Origin of the sequence: Streptomyces sp. cg36 (assembly GCF_041080675.1) — a bacterium.
Lineage (GTDB): Bacteria > Actinomycetota > Actinomycetes > Streptomycetales > Streptomycetaceae > Streptomyces.
This window is the reverse complement of sequence record NZ_CP163520.1, coordinates 6883216-6903788: the sequence shown is the minus strand read 5'-3', so window position 1 is coordinate 6903788 and position 20573 is coordinate 6883216. Positions and strand designations below refer to the sequence as shown.

At 74.7% G+C, this 20573-nt stretch carries 18 protein-coding genes; 11 read left to right on the top strand and 7 right to left on the bottom strand.

From position 1 onward, the window contains the following. The first annotated feature begins 118 nt into the window (after window positions 1–118). From AB5J87_RS30775 to AB5J87_RS30760, 4 genes are all read left to right on the top strand, one after another. The gene (locus AB5J87_RS30775) at window positions 119–1207 is read left to right on the top strand and encodes a WD40/YVTN/BNR-like repeat-containing protein (protein WP_369381336.1); all 1089 of its coding nucleotides are present in this window, start codon (window positions 119–121) and stop codon (window positions 1205–1207) included. Window positions 1208–1217: 10 nt separating this feature from the next. Continuing rightward, window positions 1218–1895 (top strand): uracil-DNA glycosylase, encoded by a 678-nt coding sequence (locus tag AB5J87_RS30770; protein WP_369381335.1) that lies wholly within the window; start codon window positions 1218–1220, stop codon window positions 1893–1895. A gap of 71 nt (window positions 1896–1966) precedes the next feature. Next, complete coding sequence (locus AB5J87_RS30765; RefSeq protein ID WP_369383720.1) at window positions 1967–3004, top strand: N-acetylglucosamine kinase; 1038 nt, start codon at window positions 1967–1969, stop codon at window positions 3002–3004. Between the two features lie 95 nt (window positions 3005–3099). Continuing rightward, a complete protein-coding gene (locus tag AB5J87_RS30760; RefSeq protein WP_369381334.1) occupies window positions 3100–4020 on the top strand; it encodes a sirohydrochlorin chelatase in 921 nt (306 codons plus the stop codon). Between the two features lie 173 nt (window positions 4021–4193). On the opposite strand, the gene AB5J87_RS30755 is transcribed toward AB5J87_RS30760, so the two are convergent. Beyond that, on the bottom strand, window positions 4194–5237 hold the full coding sequence (locus tag AB5J87_RS30755; protein ID WP_369381333.1) for a lactonase family protein: 1044 nt from the start codon (window positions 5235–5237) through the stop codon (window positions 4194–4196). A 123-nt stretch (window positions 5238–5360) separates the two neighbouring features. Continuing rightward, window positions 5361–6911: an FUSC family protein gene (locus tag AB5J87_RS30750; RefSeq protein WP_369383719.1), complete on the bottom strand. Its 1551-nt coding sequence runs from the start codon at window positions 6909–6911 to the stop codon at window positions 5361–5363. A 290-nt stretch (window positions 6912–7201) separates the two neighbouring features. Between AB5J87_RS30750 and AB5J87_RS30745 the strand changes: the two genes are divergently transcribed. Beyond that, entirely contained in the window at window positions 7202–7681 is a 480-nt protein-coding gene (locus tag AB5J87_RS30745) for an Lrp/AsnC family transcriptional regulator (RefSeq protein ID WP_369381332.1), read from the top strand. Between the two features lie 262 nt (window positions 7682–7943). Then, the gene (locus AB5J87_RS30740) at window positions 7944–8282 is read left to right on the top strand and encodes a cupin (protein ID WP_369381331.1); all 339 of its coding nucleotides are present in this window, start codon (window positions 7944–7946) and stop codon (window positions 8280–8282) included. A 63-nt stretch (window positions 8283–8345) separates the two neighbouring features. On the opposite strand, the gene AB5J87_RS30735 is transcribed toward AB5J87_RS30740, so the two are convergent. After that, window positions 8346–9299 (bottom strand): tellurite resistance/C4-dicarboxylate transporter family protein, encoded by a 954-nt coding sequence (locus AB5J87_RS30735; RefSeq protein ID WP_369381329.1) that lies wholly within the window; start codon window positions 9297–9299, stop codon window positions 8346–8348. 176 nt (window positions 9300–9475) lie between these two features. On the opposite strand from AB5J87_RS30735, the gene AB5J87_RS30730 reads away from it, so the two are divergent. The 5 genes from AB5J87_RS30730 to AB5J87_RS30710 all read left to right on the top strand — a co-directional run bounded on the left by AB5J87_RS30730 (window position 9476) and on the right by AB5J87_RS30710 (window position 17160). After that, window positions 9476–10528, top strand: coding sequence for a chitinase (locus AB5J87_RS30730; RefSeq protein ID WP_369381328.1), 1053 nt, complete (start codon window positions 9476–9478; stop codon window positions 10526–10528). A gap of 379 nt (window positions 10529–10907) precedes the next feature. After that, on the top strand, window positions 10908–11135 hold the full coding sequence (locus AB5J87_RS30725) for a type A2 lantipeptide (RefSeq protein ID WP_369381327.1): 228 nt from the start codon (window positions 10908–10910) through the stop codon (window positions 11133–11135). Window positions 11136–11208: 73 nt separating this feature from the next. Then, window positions 11209–12012: a hypothetical protein gene (locus tag AB5J87_RS30720; protein ID WP_369381324.1), complete on the top strand. Its 804-nt coding sequence runs from the start codon at window positions 11209–11211 to the stop codon at window positions 12010–12012. Continuing rightward, the gene (locus AB5J87_RS30715; protein ID WP_369381321.1) at window positions 12009–14282 is read left to right on the top strand and encodes an NHLP family bacteriocin export ABC transporter peptidase/permease/ATPase subunit; all 2274 of its coding nucleotides are present in this window, start codon (window positions 12009–12011) and stop codon (window positions 14280–14282) included. Before AB5J87_RS30720 ends, AB5J87_RS30715 begins: the two co-directional genes overlap by 4 nt. A gap of 1 nt (window position 14283) precedes the next feature. Continuing rightward, complete coding sequence (locus AB5J87_RS30710; protein ID WP_369381319.1) at window positions 14284–17160, top strand: NHLP bacteriocin export ABC transporter permease/ATPase subunit; 2877 nt, start codon at window positions 14284–14286, stop codon at window positions 17158–17160. Between the two features lie 9 nt (window positions 17161–17169). Here the strand turns inward: AB5J87_RS30710 and AB5J87_RS30705 are convergent, their stop codons facing one another. From AB5J87_RS30705 to AB5J87_RS30690, 4 genes are all read right to left on the bottom strand, one after another. Then, window positions 17170–17658 carry a DUF3574 domain-containing protein gene (locus AB5J87_RS30705; protein ID WP_369381317.1) on the bottom strand — a complete coding sequence of 163 codons (489 nt, stop codon included), beginning with the start codon at window positions 17656–17658 and terminating at the stop codon, window positions 17170–17172. 71 nt (window positions 17659–17729) lie between these two features. Continuing rightward, a complete protein-coding gene (locus tag AB5J87_RS30700) occupies window positions 17730–18686 on the bottom strand; it encodes a DNA-binding protein (protein ID WP_369381315.1) in 957 nt (318 codons plus the stop codon). Next, the gene (locus AB5J87_RS30695) at window positions 18683–19897 is read right to left on the bottom strand and encodes an MAB_1171c family putative transporter (RefSeq protein ID WP_369381312.1); all 1215 of its coding nucleotides are present in this window, start codon (window positions 19895–19897) and stop codon (window positions 18683–18685) included. The genes AB5J87_RS30700 and AB5J87_RS30695 overlap by 4 nt, the downstream gene beginning before the upstream one ends. Beyond that, on the bottom strand, window positions 19894–20430 hold the full coding sequence (locus tag AB5J87_RS30690; protein ID WP_369381310.1) for a hypothetical protein: 537 nt from the start codon (window positions 20428–20430) through the stop codon (window positions 19894–19896). The genes AB5J87_RS30695 and AB5J87_RS30690 overlap by 4 nt, the downstream gene beginning before the upstream one ends. Between the last annotated feature and the right edge of the window lie 143 nt (window positions 20431–20573).

The window sequence follows — 20573 nt, the reverse complement described above, 5'->3', positions numbered from 1 at the left end:
TCCTCGGCCTGCTGCGAATGGCCGCTGACCTGGGCGGATGCCGTCTGCGGGGGCCGCTGTCAGTGGTCGGGTGCAGACTGGCCACTATCCGGGACAACGGCGTTTTGGAGGGGTCGCAATGACCGACGTACTGCTGACCGTGGGGACGCGCAAGGGACTGTTCATCGGCCGGGGGCATGGGGGCGCCTGGCGGTTCGACGGGCCGCACTTCAACGCCCAGGCGGTCTATTCGATCGCGATCGACACCCGGCGGACGGTGCCCAGACTGCTCGTCGGCGGCGACAGCGCGCACTGGGGACCCTCCGTCTTCCACTCGGACGACCTGGGCGAGACCTGGACCGAGCCGCCCCAACCGGCGGTGAAGTTCCCGGAGTTCACGGGCCGCTCGCTGGAGCGAGTATGGCAGCTGCACCCGGCGGGCCCGGAGGCGCCCGACGTGGTGTACGCGGGCACCGAGCCGGCCGCGCTGTTCCGCTCGGAGGACGGCGGGGTCTCCTTCGACCTGGTGCGCCCGCTGTGGGAGCACCCGACGCGGTCGCGGTGGGTGCCGGGCGGCGGGGGCGAGGGGCTGCACACGATCGTCACCGATCCCCGGGACGCCCGGGCGGTGACGGTGGCGGTGTCCACGGCGGGGGTGTTCCGCACCCGGGACGGCGGGGAGAGCTGGGCGCCCGCCAACCGGGGCGTGTCCGCGGTCTTCCTGCCCGACCAGCAGCCCGAGTTCGGCCAGTGCGTCCACAAGATCGCCCAGGACCCGGCCGACCCGGACCGGCTGTATCTGCAGAACCACTGGGGGGTCTACCGCAGCGACGACGGCGGGGGCCAGTGGCAGGACATCGGCGACGGCCTGCCCTCCACCTTCGGCTTCGCCGCGGCCACCCATCCCAGCCGCCCGGACACGGCGTACGTCTTCCCGATCACGGCCGACTCCGACCGGGTGCCCGCGGAGAACCGGTGCCGGGTCTTCCGTACCGAGGACGCGGGCCGCAGCTGGGACGCGCTGTCGGCGGGCCTGCCCGAGGGGGCGCACTACGGGACGGTGCTGCGCGACGCCCTGTGCACCGACGACGCGGACCCGGCGGGCGTGTACTTCGGCAACCGCAACGGGGAGGTGTACGCGAGCGCGGACGACGGCGACAGCTGGCGGTTGCTCGCTTCCCATCTGCCGGACGTCCTGTGCGTACGGGCGGCGGTGATCCGCCAGTAGAGTGACGGCCGTGGCAGCACGACCGTTGAAAGAGATCGTCGAGCCCGGGTGGGCGGACGCTCTGGAGCCCGTGGCCGGACGGATCGCCTCGATGGGCGACTTCCTCCGCCAGGAGATCGCCGAGGGGCGCACCTACCTCCCGGCAGGACAGCACGTACTGAGGGCCTTCCAGCAGCCGTTCCAGGACGTACGGGTCCTGATCGTGGGCCAGGACCCGTATCCGACGCCGGGACACGCGGTGGGGCTGTCGTTCTCGGTCGCGCCCGAGGTGCGGCCGTTGCCGGGCAGTCTGGAGAACATCTTCCGCGAGATGAACAACGACCTGGGACTGCCCCGGCCGTCGAACGGGGACCTGACGCCGTGGACGCGGCAGGGCGTCCTCCTCCTGAACAGGGCGCTGACCACGGCGCCCCGCAAGCCCGCCGCGCACCGCGGCAAGGGCTGGGAAGAGGTGACCGAACAGGCCATCCGCGCGCTGGTGGCGCGCGGGACGCCGCTGGTGTCGGTGCTGTGGGGGCGCGACGCCCGTAATCTGCGGCCCCTGCTCGGCGAGCTTCCGGCGATCGAGTCGGCGCATCCGTCGCCGATGTCGGCGGACCGGGGGTTCTTCGGGTCGCGGCCCTTCAGCCGGGCCAATGACCTGCTGGCCCGGCAGGGCGCCCAGCCGGTCGACTGGCGTCTGCCGTGACCTCGCCGGCCTCCGGATCCGGTGCCGGTTCGGGGCCGGGTTCCGGCCGGGGCCCGGGTCCGGCCGCCTGGGTGCTGGGGGTCGACTCGGGCGGCTCCGGGGTGCGCTTCGCGCTCGGCCGGGCCGACTCCGGCTCCGGTGTGCGGGCGGGCACGGCGGCCCCGACGGTGGTGTCGAAGGAGCCGGTGCCGACCGGCCCCGCCGGGATCGACGCGGGGCGACTGCTGGAGCAACTGCTGCCCGCCGTAGAGGAGTTGCGGGCCCGGACCGGGGCTGAGGCGGTGGCGGCGGTGGCCGTGGGCGCGGCCGGGATGGCCTCGCTCGGCGACGACCTGCGGGCCCGGCTGCCCGGGGCGCTGGCCGGGGCGCTCGGGGTGCGCCGTCTCGCGCTGGCCGCCGACGGTGTGACGGCGTACGCGGGTGCGCTGGGGCAGCGGCCCGGCGCGGTGGTCGCCGCGGGCACCGGGATGATCGCGCTCGGCACGGATCTGACGCGGTGGCAGCGGGCCGACGGCTGGGGGCATCTGCTCGGCGACTGCGGTGGGGGCGCCTGGATCGGCCGGGCGGGCCTGGAGGCGGCGCTGCGCGACCACGACGGCAGGCGCGGCGGTTCGGCTCTGCTGCGCGAGCGGGCCGAGGCGCTGTTCGGTCCGCTGCCCGCGCTGCCGTCGGTGCTCTATCCACGAGCGGACCGGCCGGCCGTACTGGCGTCGTTCGCGCCCGAAGTGGCGCGCTGCGCACCGGTGGACCCGGTGGCGGCGGGCATCCTGCGCGCGGCTGCCCGGCACATCGCCGAGTCGGCTGCGGCGGTGTGCCCGGACGGGGGCGCGGACGCCCGGGCGCCCCTGTCCCCGGCGGGCCGGAGCGCGGACGCGAGTGTGAGCGAATGCGAAGTCGCGCTCACCGGCGGGCTGTTCGGGATGGGGGATCCGCTGCTCGTTCCGGTACGGGAGGAGCTGGCGGCGCTGCGGCCGGGTGCGCGGACGGTGTCCGCGGCGGGAGATCCGCTCGCCGGAGCCGTGCTGATCGCCGCCGCGCTGGCCCGGGGCGAGCTGCGACTGCCGCACGATCCGGCCATGTTGCGGGTCACGACAGAGCAGGACACTTGAGGGCAATGTCACTCGCGGGATAAATCCGGACAGATACCGCTCAGCTGCACCCTCCCCGAACAGCCGCGCCCGCAAAGCCAGTAGCATGCGGCGCCATGAGCTCCCCCACTGGGCCCGCATCCGGCCTGCCTGTACGAATGCCGCGACCCCGCCAGCCCGGGCGGCACCGCCGCCCGGAACCGGTGGTCGCTCCCGAGGGCGCGCCCGCGCTCGTCCTCGCCGTTCCCGGTACTCCTTCCTCCGCCGTGCGCGCCCTGGCGGAGGAAGTCATCAGCATCGCGCGCTCCGAGCTGCCCGGCCTCGACGCCCGGATCGGCTACCTGGACAGCGCCGACGCCGAGTACCCCACGCTCGACGCCGTGCTCGCGCACACCGCCGCCGAGCGCACCGCCCGCTACGAGCTGGCCCTGGCCGCCGGTCAGGACGTGACCGCGCCCGACGGCCCCGTCGCCGTCGTCGTGCCGCTGCTCGCGGGCCCCGACAGCGCCCTGATCCGCCGGGTGCGCCAGGCCGTCATGGACAGCCGCGCCGCCGCCGAGCTGACCGATGTGCTCGGCCCGCACCCGCTGCTCGCCGAGGCCCTGCACGTGCGCCTCTCGGAGGCCGGGCTGGCCCGCGCCGACCGCGCCCGGCTGTTCACGGTCGCGACGGCCGCCGACGGCATCATCCTGGCCACCGTGGGCGGCGAGGAGGCCGTGCAGGCCGCCGGGATCACCGGCATGCTGCTGGCCGCCCGGCTGGCCGTGCCCGTGATGGCCGCCGCGCTCGACCAGGAGGGCTCCATCGCCGCCATGGCCGAGCAGCTGCGCGGCTCGGGCTCGGTGCAGCTCGCGGTCGCCCCGTACCTGATCGGCCCCGAGGTCGCGGACGGGCTGCTCGACGCCGCCGCGAAGGAGGCCGACTGCCAGGCCGCCGACCCGCTGGGCGCCTACCCGGCGATCGGCAAGCTGGTGCTCTCGCAGTACGCGGCCGCGCTGGGCATCACCCCGCAGCCGCAGGGTTCACCGGTGCACTGACGCACCCGCACGACGGAGGCCGGTGCACTGACGCACCCGTACGGCAGAGGAAGGGCCCGCACCCCGAGGAAGGGTGCGGGCCCTCGCGCGTGCGGGCCGGGTGGCTACGTCCGCTTTATCGGCAGCGCCGATGCGTGCGGGCCCTCGCGCGTGCGGGCCGGGTGGCGCGCGGGTCAGCCGAAGAGCACGCAGGAGGCCGCGGGCGCCTCCAGGGACCCGGCACGGCGCGGGATGCCGCTCTCCTCGTACACGTCGAACCAGGTCACGTCGCCGGAGCGCTCGTTGGCCGCGTACAGGCGCCGGCCGGTGGGGTCGAGGGTGAGGTGGCGGGGCCAGTGGCCGCCGCAGTCCACGGCGGCGACCAGCGCCGCGCGCCCGCCGTCCGGGTCGAGGGCGAGCGTGGCGATGGTGTCGGGTCCCCGGTTGGCGACCCACAGGAAGCGCCCGTCGGGGGCCACGACGACCTCGGAGGGGTAGCAGGGCTCCGGCCCGCCCTCGTGGGCCACCGGGGTCTCCCCGAGCGGTTCGAGGGTCCCGGAGGCCGCGTCCCAGCGGCAGACGACGAGGGTCGGCGCGAGCTCGTTGAGGACGTAGGCGTGCCGCCCGTCGGGGTGGAAGGCCAGGTGGCGGGGGCCGGTGCCGGGGCGCAGGGCCGTCTCCCGGTGGAGGCGCAGGGCGCCGGTGGCGGGGTCGAGCGCGCAGACGCGTACGGAGTCGGTGCCGAGGTCGACACTGACCAGCCACCGTCCGCTGGGGTCGGGCAGCACCTGGTGGGCGTGCGGGCCGCGCTGGCGGTCGGGGTGGGGGCCCGAGCCGTGGTGCTGGAGCAGGTGCGCGGCCGGGCCCAGGGCGCCGTCGGGGCGCACCGGCAGGGCGGTCAGGCTGCCCGAGGTGTAGTTGGCGGTGACCAGGTGGCCCCCGGCGAGGGCGAGATGGGTCGGGGCGGCGCCGTCGACCGGTACGGGCTTGGCGAGGAGGGCCGGGACCGGCCCGCGCACGTCGAAGGCGGCGGCGGTGCCGTGTGCGCTCTCGCCGACCGCGTACAGCACGGCCCCGTCGGCCGACAGCGCCAGGAACGAGGGGTTGTCGAGGGCGTCGGTGGCGCCGAGCGGGGTCAGTGCGCCCGTCTCCGCGTCCACGGCGACGGCGGTGACGCCGTGTCCCCCCGCTGTGGTGTACGACCCGATGAATGCCCGCCCGGTGCTGGTCTCGGTCACCGTGCAACCCCTCTCGCGCGACTGGGCGCGCCGGGGTCGGCCCCCGGCGCTGACTGCCGCGACCGTAGCAGGGGGTCTAGACCAGTCGGCGAGGTGGCGGGCGCACGGGGCCGCGGCGGCCGGTCAGGCCGTCAGGGCGGGGGCCCGCGTGGAGGTGCGCAGCGGCGCGGCGAGCTCGGCCAGCGCCCGTTCCAGCCCGTGCAGATGCGTCAGCGCGAGCTCGGCGGTGTGGTGGTGCGCCTTGGCCGCGCCGGGTGCGGCGACGGGCTCGGGGACGGTCGCCAGCGGTACGGCCCGGGGCGCGGACGCCGCCGCCGAGCACGCCTGCGCCGCGGGGGCCACCAGGGCCTCGACCGCCGCCTCGACCCGGCGGCACGCGGCCGTCAGCCGGGCGTCGTGGGAGGCGGCCGGGTCGGCGGCCACGGCGGCCAGACCGCGCACCTGGCGGGCGCAGTCGTCGAGCAGCGCGATCACCTGCCGGGCGCGCGACCTGCGGCCCTTGAGCGGGCTCAGCGGGTGGACCAGCGGGGCCAGCGAGAGGCGGACCCGGCCGAGCAGCAGCTCCAGCTCGGCCGCGTGCGGGGCCGGGTCGGCGCCGTCGTCCCCGGCCAGGCGGAGGGTCGCGGCGCTGGTGCAGCCGCGCACGCAGTGCAGGGCGCGCTGGATCCACGCCTCGGTCGCCGCGTGCGTGGTGACCGGCAGGACGAGCGCCACGGCCGTCGCCGCGCCGATCGCGCCGACCGCGGTCTCCTCGAAGCGCAGCAGGAGCAGCCCGGGGTGCAGGACGCCGAGCAGGCCGTAGAGCAGGCCCGCCATGACGGTGACGAAGAACATCATCCAGCTGTACGACGGCCCGGCCGTGTAGAAGATGCCGAAGACGCAGACGGCGACCAGCGCGGCGGTCGGTGCCGGGGCACCGTGCAGGGGGAGGGCGACGACCAGGCCCGCCGCGATGCCCGCGACCGTGCCCAGGACCCGGCGGAAGCCCCGGACCAGGGTCTCGCCGCGCGACGCGGTGTTCACGAAGATCCACCAGGCGGCGCCGACGGCCCAGTACCAGCGCTCGTGGGACAGGACCTGGCCCGCCGCGAGGGCGATGGCGCAGGCCACGGTGGCCTGGAACGCCTGGCGGGTGGTGGGGCGCGCGAGTCCCTGGCCGGTGAGCGGTGCGGGGGCCGCGGGCGGCGGGGTGCGGCGCTCGATGCACCAGAGGCCGAACCGGACCAGCGCCGAGGCGGCGACGGCCAGTCCGATCGCCCCGTACAGCTCGGGCAGCTGGGCCGGGACGGCGTGCAGGAACTGGGTGGTGAAGAACATCATGAACCCGAAGATCCCCAGCGCGTGGCCGCGCGGTCCCCAGCGCCGGGCGTAGACGCCCGCGAAGACCACCGCGAGCCAGGCCGCGTCGCGCAGCAGCGGGGTGCCGTGCAGGGAGGTCGCCAGGGCGAGTACCGGGAATCCGGCGGCGGGCAGCAGCGCGGTGGTGAGCGCCTGGCGCCGCACGGTGGCGTCACCGACGGTGAAGAGCGCGAGGAGCGCCGCGAGGCCGGCCGTGATGGAGGCGGGCAGGGACAGTCCGCACAGCTCGGCGGAGGTGACGGCCAGGGCGATGCCCAGTACGGCCCGCAGGGAGACCCTCAGTCGCAACAGCCCCGGATCCGGAGCCACAAACATCCTCTTCACGGCGGTCGCCGCGCCCCCTTCGCTGGAGAAACACCCTCTTCTGCGCGCCGGTGCCCGCCGGGTGCGCGCGCACCCGGCTCCGGACATGGCAAAGGCGCCGCGGTCCGGGACCGGCGTCGTCGCCGCCCGGCGCTGCACAGCGCCTTTTACTCGCTACGAACACATCGCTACGTGCACGAGGAAAGCATCCTCAGTGACACTGGCTCAACTGCTCTCGAATCGACTGGGCCATTGGTACAGTCGAATTGTCGATAACAGGACCAGGAAGGGGCCAACGGACCATGGCGGTGGACGCGCTCGACACCCGGATCCTGCGGTTGCTGATCGAACGGCCGCGCACCAGCGTGCGGGAGTACGCGCGGCTGCTCGGCGTCGCGCGCGGCACCCTCCAGGCGCGCCTGGACCGGCTGGAGCGCGACGGAGTGATCACCGGGACCGGGCCCGTCCTCTCCCCCGCGGCCCTGGGCCACCCCGTCCTCGCCTTCGTGCACGTCGAGGTGACCCAGGGGCATCTGGACGAGGTGGGGGACGCGCTGGCGGCCGTGCCGGAGATCGTCGAGGCGTTCTCCATCACCGGCGGCGGCGATCTGCTGACCCGGGTGGTGGCCCGCGACGCCGGTCATCTTGAGGACGTCATCCAGCGCCTGATCCAGCTGCCGGGCGTGGTGCGCACCCGCACCGAGGTGGCGCTGCGCGAGCGGGTGGCGCACCGGCTGCTGCCGCTGGTCGAGTCGGTGGGGCGGGCCGCCGGGAACGGCTAGGGCGGGCCGGCCCCGGCGGCGCCGGACAGGTCCCGGGGGGCGCGTCCGCGCGCGGGTCGGCGACGCCGCCGCCGTGTGGCCGAGTTGCGTCCCGGCGCGAAGGCGCAAGGCTGGAGGGCGGTGCCCGTACGTACGGGCACGGAGCCGGGCCGGTCCGGCGGCAGAGCGGTTCGGCGGCCGGCGGCGCGACCGCTCGGCGCCCCGGGACTCGGCGGCTCGACGGCAGAGCGGCTCGACGACAAGACGACATGAGGACGGACCCATGCAGGACCTCGCAGCACTCGCGGAGGAGCACCTGGCCAGGGCGCGCATCGCCACGCACGGCCGCAGCGCCCATCTCATCGTCCACGACGGCGCGCTGCGGCAGAGCGTGATCGCGCTGACCTCGGGTTCGGCGCTGGACGAGCACACCACTCCCCCGGCGGCCAGCCTTCAGGTGCTGCACGGCCATGTGCGCCTGACGTCGAACAGCGGCAACAAGGAGCTGAAGGCCGGGCAGCTCTGCGAGATCCCCAAGGAGCGCCACGGGCTGCTCGCCCTGGAGGACTCGGCGGTGCTGCTCACCGCCGTGACGGCGGTGAGCCAGGACCCGCCGGGCTAGGACCTCCCGCCCCGGCCCCACCCGCGCCCCCCGGTCCAACCGCGCGCCCCCGTCGCCCCCGCCTCACTCGCGCGCCGCGTGCCCCCTCCCCCGTACGCGGGCGAAGAGCAGCGCGCCCAGGGTCAGCGCCCAGGCGGCCACCGCGATCCACTGCAGTACCTCGCCCAGCGTGCGCAGGCCCCGTACGTGGGTGGCGGCGGCCGTGGAGAGCGTCGCCACCGCCGCCATGCCCAGCGGGAACACGGTCGCCCAGCGCCGCAGGTCGTAGCCGGGCCGGGGGCGGGCCACCTCCGCCATCAGCAGGATGGCGTACCAGGCCAGGTCGAGACCGAGCAGCACGAGGGTGATCTTGCGCAGCACGGTGTGGGTGTCGCCGGTCCACAGCGGGGACGCGGTGAGTTTGGCGGCGGCGAGCGCCGAGATGGCCAGCGCGCCGCCCGCGATCCACTGGTCGCCCGCGCCCGTCCACACCTGCCGGAAGTCGAACCGGACGAGCGCTTCCAGATAGAGCAGCACCCCCAGGAAGCAGAGGACCAGGGCGGCCCGGGCGAGCCAGTCGCCGCGGCCCGCGGCGGCCAGGGTCGCGGCGAGCACCGCGAGGGCCTGGGTGGCGACGCAGACGAGGAAGACCCCGCCGGGCATCCGCCGCTTCCAGTGCCGTACCACCGCGTAGAGCAGGAGCGGCCAGAGCAGGGCGGCGAGGGCGAGCAGGGCGGTGGCGAGGTTCTGCCGGCCGAGGAGCGAGAAGCGGGTGCCGAGGACACAGGTCGCGGCCACGGCGGTGAGGGCGGGCGGGGTGTCGGCCTCCGCCTCCCAGCGGGCGTGGTCGCCGACCAGGCGGGTCGCGAAGTCCACGGCCAGTACCAGCCAGAGCAGGACGGCCGCCGCCAGCAGGACCCGGGAGAAGGTCTCGTGGCCGATGAGGTGCACACCGATGGAGACGATGCCGGTCGCCATCACCGCGGCGCCCGCCGCCGGGGGGAGTTCGGCCCACCAGTGGCCGGAAGCACGGTTCACCGTGCCATCCGTACGCGGGATGCGCCGGGGCCGCCAGCGGGGTGAGCCGGACGGGTGGCCGGACCCCGACTCCGGTTTGGTCCAGACCTATTGACGGTTGGTCTGGACCACCTTACGGTGTGCGGCAACCGGACCCGTACGTCTCCAAGGTTCCCCACAGCCCAGGAGGTACCGCCATGCTCGGTCGGATGCTACGTCTGCTGGGGGCCGGCGTGACGCTGGCCCTCGCCGCCCAGTTACCGGCGGCCGCCGCGCCCGCCGCACCGCTCGCCGACACCTGCCCGGTCAAGTCCCGGCCCGCGGGCAAGGTGCTCCAGGGGTACTGGGAGAACTGGGACGGCTCCTCCAACGGCGTGCACCCGCCGTTCGGCTGGACCCCGATCACCGACTCCCGTATCGCCGCCCACGGCTACAACGTGCTCAACGCCGCCTTCCCGGTGATCCTCTCCGACGGCACCGCGCTCTGGGAGGACGGGATGGACGCGACCGTGAAGGTCCCCACCCCGGCCGAGATGTGCGCCGCCAAGGACTCCGGGCAGACGCTCCTGCTGTCGATCGGGGGCGCGGCGGCCGGGATCGACCTCAGCTCCAGCGCGGTGGCCGACCGGTTCGTCGCGACCATCGTGCCGATCCTGCAGAAGTACAACTTCGACGGGATCGACATCGACATCGAGACCGGCCTCGTGGGCAGCGGCAGCATCGGAACGCTGTCGGCCTCGCAGGCCAACCTGATCCGCATCATCGACGGCGTGCTCGCCCGGATGCCCGCCAACTTCGGGCTGACGATGGCGCCGGAGACCGCGTACGTGACGGGCGGCAGCGTGGCGTACGGGTCGATCTGGGGCGCGTACCTGCCGATCGTGAAGAAGTACGCGGACAACGGCCGGCTGTGGTGGCTCAACATGCAGTACTACAACGGCAGCATGTACGGCTGCTCCGGCGACTCCTACTCCGCGGGCACCGTCGCGGGCTTCACCGCGCAGACCGACTGCCTCAACAAGGGGCTGGTCGTCCAGGGCACCACGATCAAGGTCCCCTACGACAAGCAGGTCCCGGGGCTGCCCGCCCAGCCGGGCGCGGGCGGCGGCTACCTGGCGCCCGGATCGGTGAGCCAGGCGTGGCAGCACTACGGCGGCGCGCTGAAGGGCCTGATGACCTGGTCGGTCAACTGGGACGGTTCGAAGAACTGGACCTTCGGCAACAACGTGAAGGCGCTGCAAGGGCGCTGATTTCGTTACTCCCCCGCGGAACCTCGTCTTCCGCAAACCTGCACACGGCATGCCCCGCGCGGTCACGTCCGGCCCGCACCGGGCCGGATCCACGGCCCGGTGCGGGCCGCCGGGCGGCCGGAGTGCCCCTGCGGGGAGGGTCCGCGGTCGGCGAAGGGAACCCCTGCGGTGCATTCCGTGAAGAAGCTGCCACCAATTCGGCAACGGACCTGCACGGGGAGGTAGTTCGGCACCGGGAAAAGCCCTGATCAGGGCCGGTGGGATTGGCTGCGCTCGGCGTCGGCGTGCTTTGATCCTGGCCCATGCGGAGCCCCCTGACAGGCTCTCCGCAGGGAAATCCCCCCACGCCGTTCCCCCCAACACGAAGGGCAGTTTCCTCATGAACAACACCCCCCAGGTCGAGACCCGCGAGATCTCCGACGCCGACCTGGACCACGTGTCCGGCGGCCTCGTGGGCACCGCCCTCGGCAACGTCACGGGCACCGCCGACTCCCTCCTGCCGGTCTCCGGCCTGGTGGGCTCGGTGACGGGTCTGGTCGAGTCGACCACCGGTGTGAACACCGGCGCCGTCACCGGTCTGGCCTCCGGCCTCGTCGCCGGTCTCTGAGACGGCGCGCGAGCCCCGGAACCCGCTCGGTTCCGGGGCTCCCCCACCGCCGTACAGCTGAGGGAAGAGTCCCGTGGAATTCCGTCAACAGGCCCTTTCCAAGCTCCAGTCGCCCGAAGAGCTCGACCTTCCGGTGCGCCTCGCCCGCCCGCGCGGCCGACTCGTCCTCGCCGTCACCGCGCTGGTGACGGCCGCCGCCGCGTACTGGGCGGTGACCGGCACCGTCTCCGCCACCCTGAGCGCACCCGCCGTCCTCACCCACGCGCGGGGCGGATACGTCCTGCAGAGCCCGTACGCGGGCCAGATCACCGAGGTGCTCGCCAAGGAGGGCCAGGTACTGGCCGCCGGAGCCCCGCTGCTGAAGGTCCGCACCGAACGCGGCGACCGGGTCGTGCGCGTCCTCGCCGCGGGCCGGCTCACCGCCCTGCGCGCCGCCATCGGCACGGTCGTCGCCACCGGCGCCGACGTGGCCGGTGTCGAGCGGACCGGCGGCGCCGGAGACCCGCTGGTGGCGATGGTCTACGTGCCCGGCGACGGCGCGGCCTCCCTGCCGGTCGGCGCGCGCGTCGACCTCACCGTCCAGTCCGTGCCCAGTCGGCGCTACGGAGTGCTGCGCGGCCGGGTCGCCGCCGTCGGCCGCGCCGCCCAGACCCCTGAGCAGGTCAGCGCGTTCCTCGGCGACTCCGGGCTGGGCGGGGAGCTGACCCGCCACGGCAGGCCGGTCGCGGTCCTGGTGCGGCTCGACCGCGCGGCCACGGCGTCGGGCCTGCGCTGGTCCTCCGCGCAGGGCCCGCCCCGCCCGGTCGACTCCATGACCCCGGCCTCCGCCACCGTCCACCTGGCCGACCGGCGCCCCCTCGATTGGCTCCTCCCGTGACCGCACCCGCAGACTCCCCCGCGCCCCCGCGGCTCCCGCCGCCCGGCCGCGCCGCCCGCCGCCCCGGACAGCCGCGCGGCGGCGGGCGGCGGGCCCGCCGCGCACCCCGCGCCGAGCGCGCCCGCGCCGTCCGTACGCCCACCGTCCTCCAGATGGAGGCGCTGGAGTGCGGCGCGGCCTCGCTGGCGATGGTCCTGGCGCACCACGGCCGCCATGTGCCGCTGGAGGAGCTGCGCATCGCGTGCGGTGTCTCCCGCGACGGCTCGCGGGCCGGCACCATCCTCAAGGCCGCGCGCGGCTACGGCATGACCGCCAAGGGCATGCAGATGGAACCGGCCGCGCTCGCCGGGGTGCGGCCACCGGCCATCCTGTTCTGGGAGTTCAACCACTACGTCGTCTACGACGGCACGGGCCGCCGGTTCGGACGGCGCGGGGTGCACGTCAACGACCCGGACAAGGGACGCCGGTTCGTGACCGCCGAGGACTTCGACACCAGCTTCACCGGGGTCGTCCTGGTCCTCGAACCGGGTGCGGCGTTCCGGCGCGGCGGGCGGCGGCCCTCGGTACTGGCCGCGCTGCCCGCCCGGCTGCGCGGCACCGCGGGCACCCTGCTGGTGTCGCTGCTGGCCAGTCTGCTGCTGGTGGTCGTGGGCGCGGCTCTGCCCGCGCTCAGCCGTACCTATGTCGACATGTTCCTGATCGGCGACCAGACGTCGCCGCTCGGGGTGCTCTTCACGGCGATGGGCACCGCCGTCGGGCTGACGGCCGCGCTCACCTGGCTCCAGCAGGCCAACCTGCTGCGCGGGCGCGTCATTTCGGCCACCCTGGGAGGGGCCCGCTTCTTCCGGCACCTGCTCAGACTGCCGGTGACGTTCTTCGCCCAGCGCAGCCCCGCCGACCTGGTCCAGCGGCTCCAGTCCAACGACGCGGTCGCCGAGACCCTGGCCCGCGACCTCACGGCCGCCGCGGTCGACGGCGTCGTGGTGCTGCTCTACGCGCTGCTGCTGTGGACCTACGACCCCCAGCTCACCGTCGTCGGCGTCGGCATCGCCCTGCTGAACGTGGTGGCGATGCGCGTGGTCGTACGGCTGCGGGCGACCCGTACGCAGCAGCTGCGGGCCGACGGCGCGCGGCTGACCAACACCTCTTACACCGGGCTGCAGTTGATCGAGACGATGAAGGCCACCGGCGGCGAGGACGGCTACTTCCGCCGCTGGGCGGGCCAGCACGCCACCACGCTGGAGCACCAGCAGCGCCTCGGCGTGCCGAGCGCGTGGCTGGGAATCGTCGCCCCGCTGCTGGCGGCGCTCAACAGCGCGCTGATCCTGTGGATCGGCGGGCTGCGGGCCGTCGAGGGGCACCTCTCGATCGGCCTGCTGGTCGCCTTCCAGGCGCTGGTCACCCGCTTCACCGCGCCGGTCACCCGGCTCAACGCGGTGGCGGGCCGGATCCAGGACTTCGCCGCCGACGTGGCGCGGCTCAAGGACGTCGAGGACTTCCCCGTGGACGCGCTGTACACCCGCCCGGAGCCCGCCGCCGGGACGCGCAGGCTGACCGGCCATCTGAGCCTGGAGGGGATCACCTTCGGCCACAGCCCGCTGGACGCGCCCCTGCTGGCCGACTTCTCGCTGACGGTGGGCCCGGGGCAGCAGGTGGCGCTGGTGGGCGCCTCCGGGAGCGGCAAGTCGACGGTGTCCCGGCTGATCTCCGGTCTCTGCACCCCGTGGGAGGGCAGCGTCCGCATCGACGGGCGGCGCCTGGCCGAGATCCCCCGGGGCGCGCTGTCCGCCTCCGTCGCCTTCGTCGACCAGGACGTCTTCCTCTTCGAGGGCAGCGTGCGGGACAACGTGGCGCTGTGGGACCCCTCGGTCCCCGACGAGGCGGTGGTCGCGGCCCTCAAGGACGCGGCGCTGTACGAGACGGTGGCCCGGCGGCCGGGCGGCATCCACAGCCGGGTCGAGCAGGACGGCCGCAACTTCTCCGGCGGCCAGCGCCAGCGTCTGGAGATCGCCCGCGCCCTGGTGCGGGAGCCGAGCGTGCTGGTGCTCGACGAGGTCACCAGCGCCCTGGACGCGCGGACCGAACAGGTCGTCATGGACAACCTGCGGCGGCGCGGCTGCGCCTGTGTGGTGATCGCGCACCGGCTGAGCACGGTCCGCGACAGCGACGAGATCGTGGTCCTGGACCACGGAAGCGTGGTCGAGCGCGGGCGCCACGAGGAGCTCGTCGCGGCGGGCGGCGCCTACGCCGAGCTGGTCAGGGAGCACTGAGGTGACCTCGGCGGACGACTTCGCCGGTGCGTCCGCGCCCGGCCACGACCCGGTCCTCGCGGCCCTGGGCGCGCTCGGCGCACCCGTCGCCGCCACCGGCCCGGGCGGCTTCACGCTGGCCGGGCCCGAGGTGCTGTGGCTGGTGGAGGGCGGCGCCCTGGACCTGTTCGCGGTGGACGTGGCGGCCCGGGGGCACTGGCACTTCCTGGGCCGTCTGGAGCCGGGAACGCTGCTGCTCGGCCCGGTGGAGGGCCCCCGGCACACCCTGGTCGGCCGTCCGCTGCGCGGCTGCGCGCTGCGCCGCGTCCAGCTGCGCGAGCTGTACCGGCCCGGTTACGCGGAGGCGGTCGCGTACGAGGACGCGTACGGCTCCGCCCACCGCAGCCACTACGACACCGCTGACGCGGCCCTGAGCCTGCTGGAGCACGCCTTCTCGCTCGGGGTGGGGCGCGGGCTGCGGGTCCTGTTCGAGGCGCCGTTCGACGGGCGCGCGGACGGCGGTGAGCCGGGCGCCGACGAGGATGTGCTGTGGCTGCCGGTGGCGCCGGGCAGTGTGCGGTACGGCGCCGCGTTCAGCGCCGAGGCGGCCGGGGACCTGCTGGTCGACGGCGAACTGTGGCAGGGCATGGTCAACCGCCAGCGGCGGCTCCTGGCGGCCCTGGACCGCTGGATCGAAGAGCGGGAGCGGTCCCACGAGGACCGGACGGCGGCGGGCATCAAGGCGGGCGAGGCCGTCCGCGACGAGGCGGACCGGGCGCTGCTCTCCTCCCTCACCCGTCCGGGCCGGGCGACTTGGGCCCGGGGCGGGCGGGCGGCGACGGGCGACGACATTACGTACGCGGTCTGCGAGCTCGTCGCGCGGGCCGCCGGCATCACGCTCACCGCGCCCGCCGCGAGCGGCCCGCAGGACGGGAGCGCCGATCCGGTCGAGCGCGTCGCCGTCGCCTCCCGGGTGCGCAGCCGCCCGGTCCGGCTGACCGGCGCGTGGTGGCGCGAGGAGGCGGGGCCGCTGGTCGGCCACCGGGCGGCGAGCGGGGCACCGGTCGCCCTGCTGTGGCGGCGCGGCGGCTACGAGGCGGTGACCGCGTCGGGGCGGCGGACCCGGATCGGGCGGGCCAACTCCGGGGAGTTCGCCCCGCGCGCGGTGATGTTCTACCGCCCGCTGCCGGACACGCCGACGGGCAAGTGGCGGCTGGTGCGGTTCGCGCTGCGCGGCAGCCGGGCCGATCTGCGCAACCTGGCCCTGACCGGGCTGGTGACGGTGGCGCTCGGCGCGCTCGTCCCGCTGGCGACCGGGCAGGTGCTCGGCGGGTACGTGCCCCGGGCCGAGACCGGGCTGATCGCCCAGGTGTCGCTGGCGGTCGTGGTGAGCAGCGTCGTGGCGGCGGCCTTCGGGCTGCTCCAGAACCTGACGCTGCTGCGGCTGGAGGGGCGCGTCGAGAGCACCCTGCAACCGGCCGTCTGGGACCGGCTGCTGAGGCTGCCCACGAAGTTCTTCACCGCGCGCTCCACCGGCGAGCTGGCGAGCGCGGCCATGGGGGTGAGCGCGATCCGGCGGGTGGTCTCCGGCATCACCCCGGTCGTGGTGCAGGCGGGCACGGTCGGGGCGGTGAACCTGGCGCTGCTGTTCTGGTTCAGCGTGCCGCTGGCGCTGGCCGCGATCGGGATGCTGGTGGTGATCGCGGCGGTCTTCCTGGTGCTGGGCCTCGCGGAACTGCGCTGGCAGCGGCGGCTGGTGGAGCTGGGCAACCGGCTCAACAACCAGGCGTTCCAGACCCTGCGGGGGCTGCCCAAACTGCGGGTGGCCGCCGCCGAGAGCTTCGCGTACGCGGCGTGGGCGCGGGAGTTCGCCCGCGGCCGGGAGCTCCAGCGGCGGGCGGACGGGATCAAGAACCTGACGACGGTGCTGGGCGCCGTCCATCTGCCGCTGTGCTCGCTCGGCATGTTCGTGCTGCTGGCGGGCCCGGCGCGGGGCTCGCTCTCGGCCGCCGCGTTCCTGACGTTCCACACCGCCGTGACGATGGTCCTCACCTCCGTCACCCAGCTGACCGGGGCGTTCCTGTCGGCCGCGGCCGTCCTGCCCATGTTCGAGCAGATCCGGCCGGTGCTCGACGCGGCGCCCGAGGTGGCCTCGGGCGCCGTGCGGCCCGGGGTGCTGTCCGGGGAGATCGAGGCGCGCGGCCTCTCGTTCCGCTACGCCGACGACGGTCCGCCGGTCCTGGACGGCGTGTCCCTGTCGGTGCGCGCCGGTGAGTTCGTGGCGGTCGTGGGTCCCAGCGGCTGCGGCAAGTCGACGCTGCTGCGGCTGCTCATCGGCTTCGACCGGCCGCTCACCGGCACCGTCCGCTACGACGGCCAGGACCTGGCGGCGCTCGACCGGGCGGCCGTGCGCCGCCAGTGCGGCGTGGTCCTCCAGCACGCCCGGCCGCTGACCGGGTCGATCCTGGAGTGCGTGAGCGGGGCCGGGTCCCACACCCAGGACGAGGTGTGGGCGGCCGTGGCGATGGCGGGGCTGGCCGAGGACGTGCGGCGGATGCCGATGGGCCTGCACACGATGATCACGGACGGCGGGGCCGTGTCGGGCGGTCAGCGCCAGCGGCTGATGATCGCCCAGGCGCTGGTGCGGCGGCCCCGGATCCTCTTCTTCGACGAGGCCACCAGCGCGCTCGACAACGAGACCCAGCGCACGGTCATCGAGAGCACCCGCGCGCTGAACGCCACCCGGGTCGTGATCGCCCACCGGCTCTCCACCGTGCTGGACGCCGACCGCGTGCTCGTGATGGCGGACGGCCGGATCGTCCAGGAGGGCCCGCCCGCCGAGCTCCTCGCGGACACCGGCGGGCCCCTCCACGCCCTGGTGCGGCGCCAGCTGCGGTAGGCGGCGGGGTCAGAAGCTGACCTGCGCCCGCACGTCGGCGCGGCCCACCGACTCCAGCTGGTACTTGTCGCAGTACACCCGGCGTATGTACTCGATGTCCCGGTCCCGGGCCCGCGCCTCCCGTACGGGGTAGAGCACCGTCAGCTCGTACGAGCGCTCCCGGTTGATGTCGCCGTCCTTGTCCCGCCACTGGCCCCGGCCCTCCTGGAGGGTGAGTCCGGACGGGAAGCGCGGGGTGATCACGTCGGCGACGAACTTCATGAACTCCTCGTCGGTGATGGGGGGTTCGCCGCCGTGGCGGCCGGTGCCGAAGTAGAGGTGCGTCGCCAGGTACGGGCTGCCCGTCCCCCGGGCGTCCCCCGCCCCGGTGGAACCGGTGGCCGCCGGGGGCGCCGAGGTGCCGTAGGCGACCTCGGACACCGGTCCCCCGGCGGTGAAGAGCAGGGCGACCGCCACGAGAGCGGCGGCCACGGGCGTGGAGATCCGTAGCTGGAGCATGCGGGTTCCTGTCTGTCGGTCCGGTGGGGATGGTGCTCTTGGGGCGTGGTGGCGAGGAGCGGGCGTGGTGCTCAGGAGCGGGCGCGGCGGTCCGGCGCCGGGCGGGCGGGCAGGGACTCCCGCAGGAAGGCGGCGGCGGCCCGCGCGTTGGGCGGGGCGTCGGCGCGGCCGAGGAGGTGGGCCGCGGCCCGGCCGAGCGTCTCGGTGGTCCGCGCCGAGCCGATGGCGGCGGCGCGCGGCGCCAGGTCCGCGATGAGGTCCTCCGCCTCGCGCCAGGCCCCGGCCCCGGCCAGCGCCGCGAGGAGCTCGGCCGTGAACAGGTGCCGGTAGGAGGGCCCGGGGGCGGTGGCCGCCTCGTGCAGCAGGGGCACGGCCGCGCCGAACTCGCCGAGCCGGGCGAGCACCCAGCCGTGGTGGCCGAGGAGTTCGGTCCGGTCGATCCACCAGGCCCACGGCGGATCGGCGGGCGAGGCGCCGTCCAGGAAGCGGCTGCGGGCCCGCCGGATCAGCCGGGCCGCCCGCGCGCCACCGCCGAGCAGGGCCGCGGCGTGCGCCCGGCGGACCAGGACGAGGCTGTCGACCAGGGCGGGCAGGGCGCGCGGCCCGGCGACCCGCGCCACGCTCGCCAGCGCCGCGCGCGGGCGGTCGAGCTGCGTCTGCAGCATGCTGTGGTTGAGCAGCACGAGCCGGGCCGTGGCGCGGTCGCCGCAGCGCTCGGCGAGGGCCAGGGCGCGCAGGTTCGCGTGGTGCGCGGCCCGGTAGCGGCCCGCGTCGAAGAGGATCCAGCCGATGACCTCGCACAGTTCGGCGAGGGCGGCCAGTTCGTCGCTGTCGTGGCCGGGCGGCCCGGCCGGGTCGGCGGACAGCTCCGGGAAGCGGCGCAGCGCCTCGCGCACGCCGGGCAGTGCGGCCCGCGCGCCGTGCCCGGCGTCCAGGGCGAGCAGGCGCCGTACGGTGTCCAGGGCGAGCGGGACGAGCGGCCCGTGCTCCTCCTCGCGCGCCCGGGCCCGATGGGTTTCACCGGTCATGATCTCGCTCGCGCCTCGGTGCGCGGGAGGCGGCCCTGGCCGAGCGCGGTGAACGAGGAGGCCACCTCGGTGAGCCACTCCACCTCGTCGCGGAAGTCGTCGTACGGGGGCCGTTCGGGGATGTCGGAGGCGTCGGCCCGCTCGGCCCGCTCCTCCACCGGGCGGCTGAGGACGGCCCGCACCTGGAGCGCCTCGCCCAGCGGCGAGGTGGGGTCCTCGGGCAGGTCCAGGGAGCGGGCCTCGCGGGCGAAGTCGGCCAGCGAGAGCGAGGTGCGCAGGGTGAGCTGGCCGTCGCGGATCTCGATGACGCGGCGGTAGAGGCTGTAGTGCAGGTCGCGCGGCGGGATGAGGTCGCGCGGCCAGGAGCGCGGCGGGTCCAGGGCGATGTCCGGCGACGCCTGGTAGAGCGCCCACCACAGGGGGCGCAGCCGCAGGTACGAGCGGTAGCTGCGGAGCCAGCCGAGGGCCCGGGTGAGGTGGATGCCCCAGGACGGGATGGTCCAGCCGGTGATCTGCAGGAGCGCGCCGATGCTGCCGCACGACCACTGGACGGGGTCGAGGGCGGAGCCGTCGAAGTGCAGCCGGGTGCCGGCGATCTGGATGCTGCGGGTGACGCAGTAGACCAGGATCAGTGCGGCGCCGAGGGTGACGGTGCGCATGCCGACCTTGAGCCACTGCCGGTTGGCCATCTTGGTGAAGCGCAGCGAGAGCCGGACGGTCTCGAACTGCCCGATGGCGCAGATCACCAGGTAGAACGACATGTACAGGGCGTATTCGCCGTGCTGGATGCTGAGCAGGATCGTCGAGGTCGCCGTCTTGGACCGGGTGACCGGGGAGATGGCGAGGGAGGCGACGACCAGGACGGCGAGGGCGGCGCCGAAGAACAGCACCCGCCGCCGGGCCAGCCGCGCGGCCTGCTCGGGCGGCGACGACCAGTACACCAGCACCACCTGCTGGGCGGCGGTGAGCACCACCACCGCCACCTGCACGATCAGCGAGGTGACGTTGGGGCGGCCGAAGACCGCCGAGATGTGCGTCCGCAGGAGGTCCAGGTCGACCAGGAAGCTGATGCCGGAGAAGAGGAAGTAGGTGCACAGCGCCCACAGGGCGATGTCGTGGCGTCTGCGCAGCAGGTCCGGGAGCCGGTACGCGAAGGCGGCGAGGCCGCCGATCGCGCAGGTCCACGAGAGGACCCCGTACACCGTGTTCATCCGTCGTTCGGTCTTCCGTCGTCCGGGTCGGCCGGGTCCGGTGCCGAGGGGGCCGGGGCGTCGCCCTGGGTGTCGGGGTTGCCGACGCCGCTCTCGATGCGGGCGACGATCTCCGCCGCGTCGTCCGGGACGCCCCAGGCGGGTTCCAGCCAGCGCTTGGTGGCGCGGGCCAGGATCAGCGAGGCCATCGTCTCGGCCTCCTGCTCCTCGTCGTCGCTGTAGCGCGAGCGCATCAGCATGCTGTGGACGACGCCGGGTTCGACGTCGGTGAACAACTGGCCCGAATCCCCTCGGTCGAAATTCACGGAGCCCCGGTGCTGGAAGGCGATATGCGACAGCTCATGGGCAATGATGTGTTCTTTGTGTGACTGCGAGGCGGCCTTCTCGTAAGCGATGATGTCGAAGTCGTCCATTTTCAGCCACAGCCCGAAGAGATGGCGCTCGGGGAACGGCATCGGAATCAGATGGATCGGCCGCCGGTTCTGCACGCTGAGGTATCGGTGCAGCTCCTGGATGCCGCAGCCGTGTTCCATGCCCCACTCCGCGAGCAGTGCCTCACACGTCCGGCGAACCCTTTTGAGACGGCGCCTGACCCGACGGTCCTCCGGTGACGGTAACGCTGAGTGAGACGGCACGGAATTGACCTCACTGATTCAACACGCGCACGATTCAGGGC

Coding starts and splice junctions, on each gene's coding strand:
- AB5J87_RS30775 (WP_369381336.1), top strand. CDS start 119: ATGACCGACGTACTGCTGACCGTGGGGACGCGCAAGGGACTGTTCATC.
- AB5J87_RS30760 (WP_369381334.1), top strand. CDS start 3,100: ATGAGCTCCCCCACTGGGCCCGCATCCGGCCTGCCTGTACGAATGCCG.
- AB5J87_RS30750 (WP_369383719.1), bottom strand. CDS start 6,911: ATGTTTGTGGCTCCGGATCCGGGGCTGTTGCGACTGAGGGTCTCCCTG.
- AB5J87_RS30745 (WP_369381332.1), top strand. CDS start 7,202: ATGGCGGTGGACGCGCTCGACACCCGGATCCTGCGGTTGCTGATCGAA.
- AB5J87_RS30740 (WP_369381331.1), top strand. CDS start 7,944: ATGCAGGACCTCGCAGCACTCGCGGAGGAGCACCTGGCCAGGGCGCGC.
- AB5J87_RS30730 (WP_369381328.1), top strand. CDS start 9,476: ATGCTCGGTCGGATGCTACGTCTGCTGGGGGCCGGCGTGACGCTGGCC.
- AB5J87_RS30725 (WP_369381327.1), top strand. CDS start 10,908: ATGAACAACACCCCCCAGGTCGAGACCCGCGAGATCTCCGACGCCGAC.
- AB5J87_RS30705 (WP_369381317.1), bottom strand. CDS start 17,658: ATGCTCCAGCTACGGATCTCCACGCCCGTGGCCGCCGCTCTCGTGGCG.
- AB5J87_RS30700 (WP_369381315.1), bottom strand. CDS start 18,686: ATGACCGGTGAAACCCATCGGGCCCGGGCGCGCGAGGAGGAGCACGGG.
- AB5J87_RS30695 (WP_369381312.1), bottom strand. CDS start 19,897: ATGAACACGGTGTACGGGGTCCTCTCGTGGACCTGCGCGATCGGCGGC.
- AB5J87_RS30690 (WP_369381310.1), bottom strand. CDS start 20,430: ATGGAACACGGCTGCGGCATCCAGGAGCTGCACCGATACCTCAGCGTG.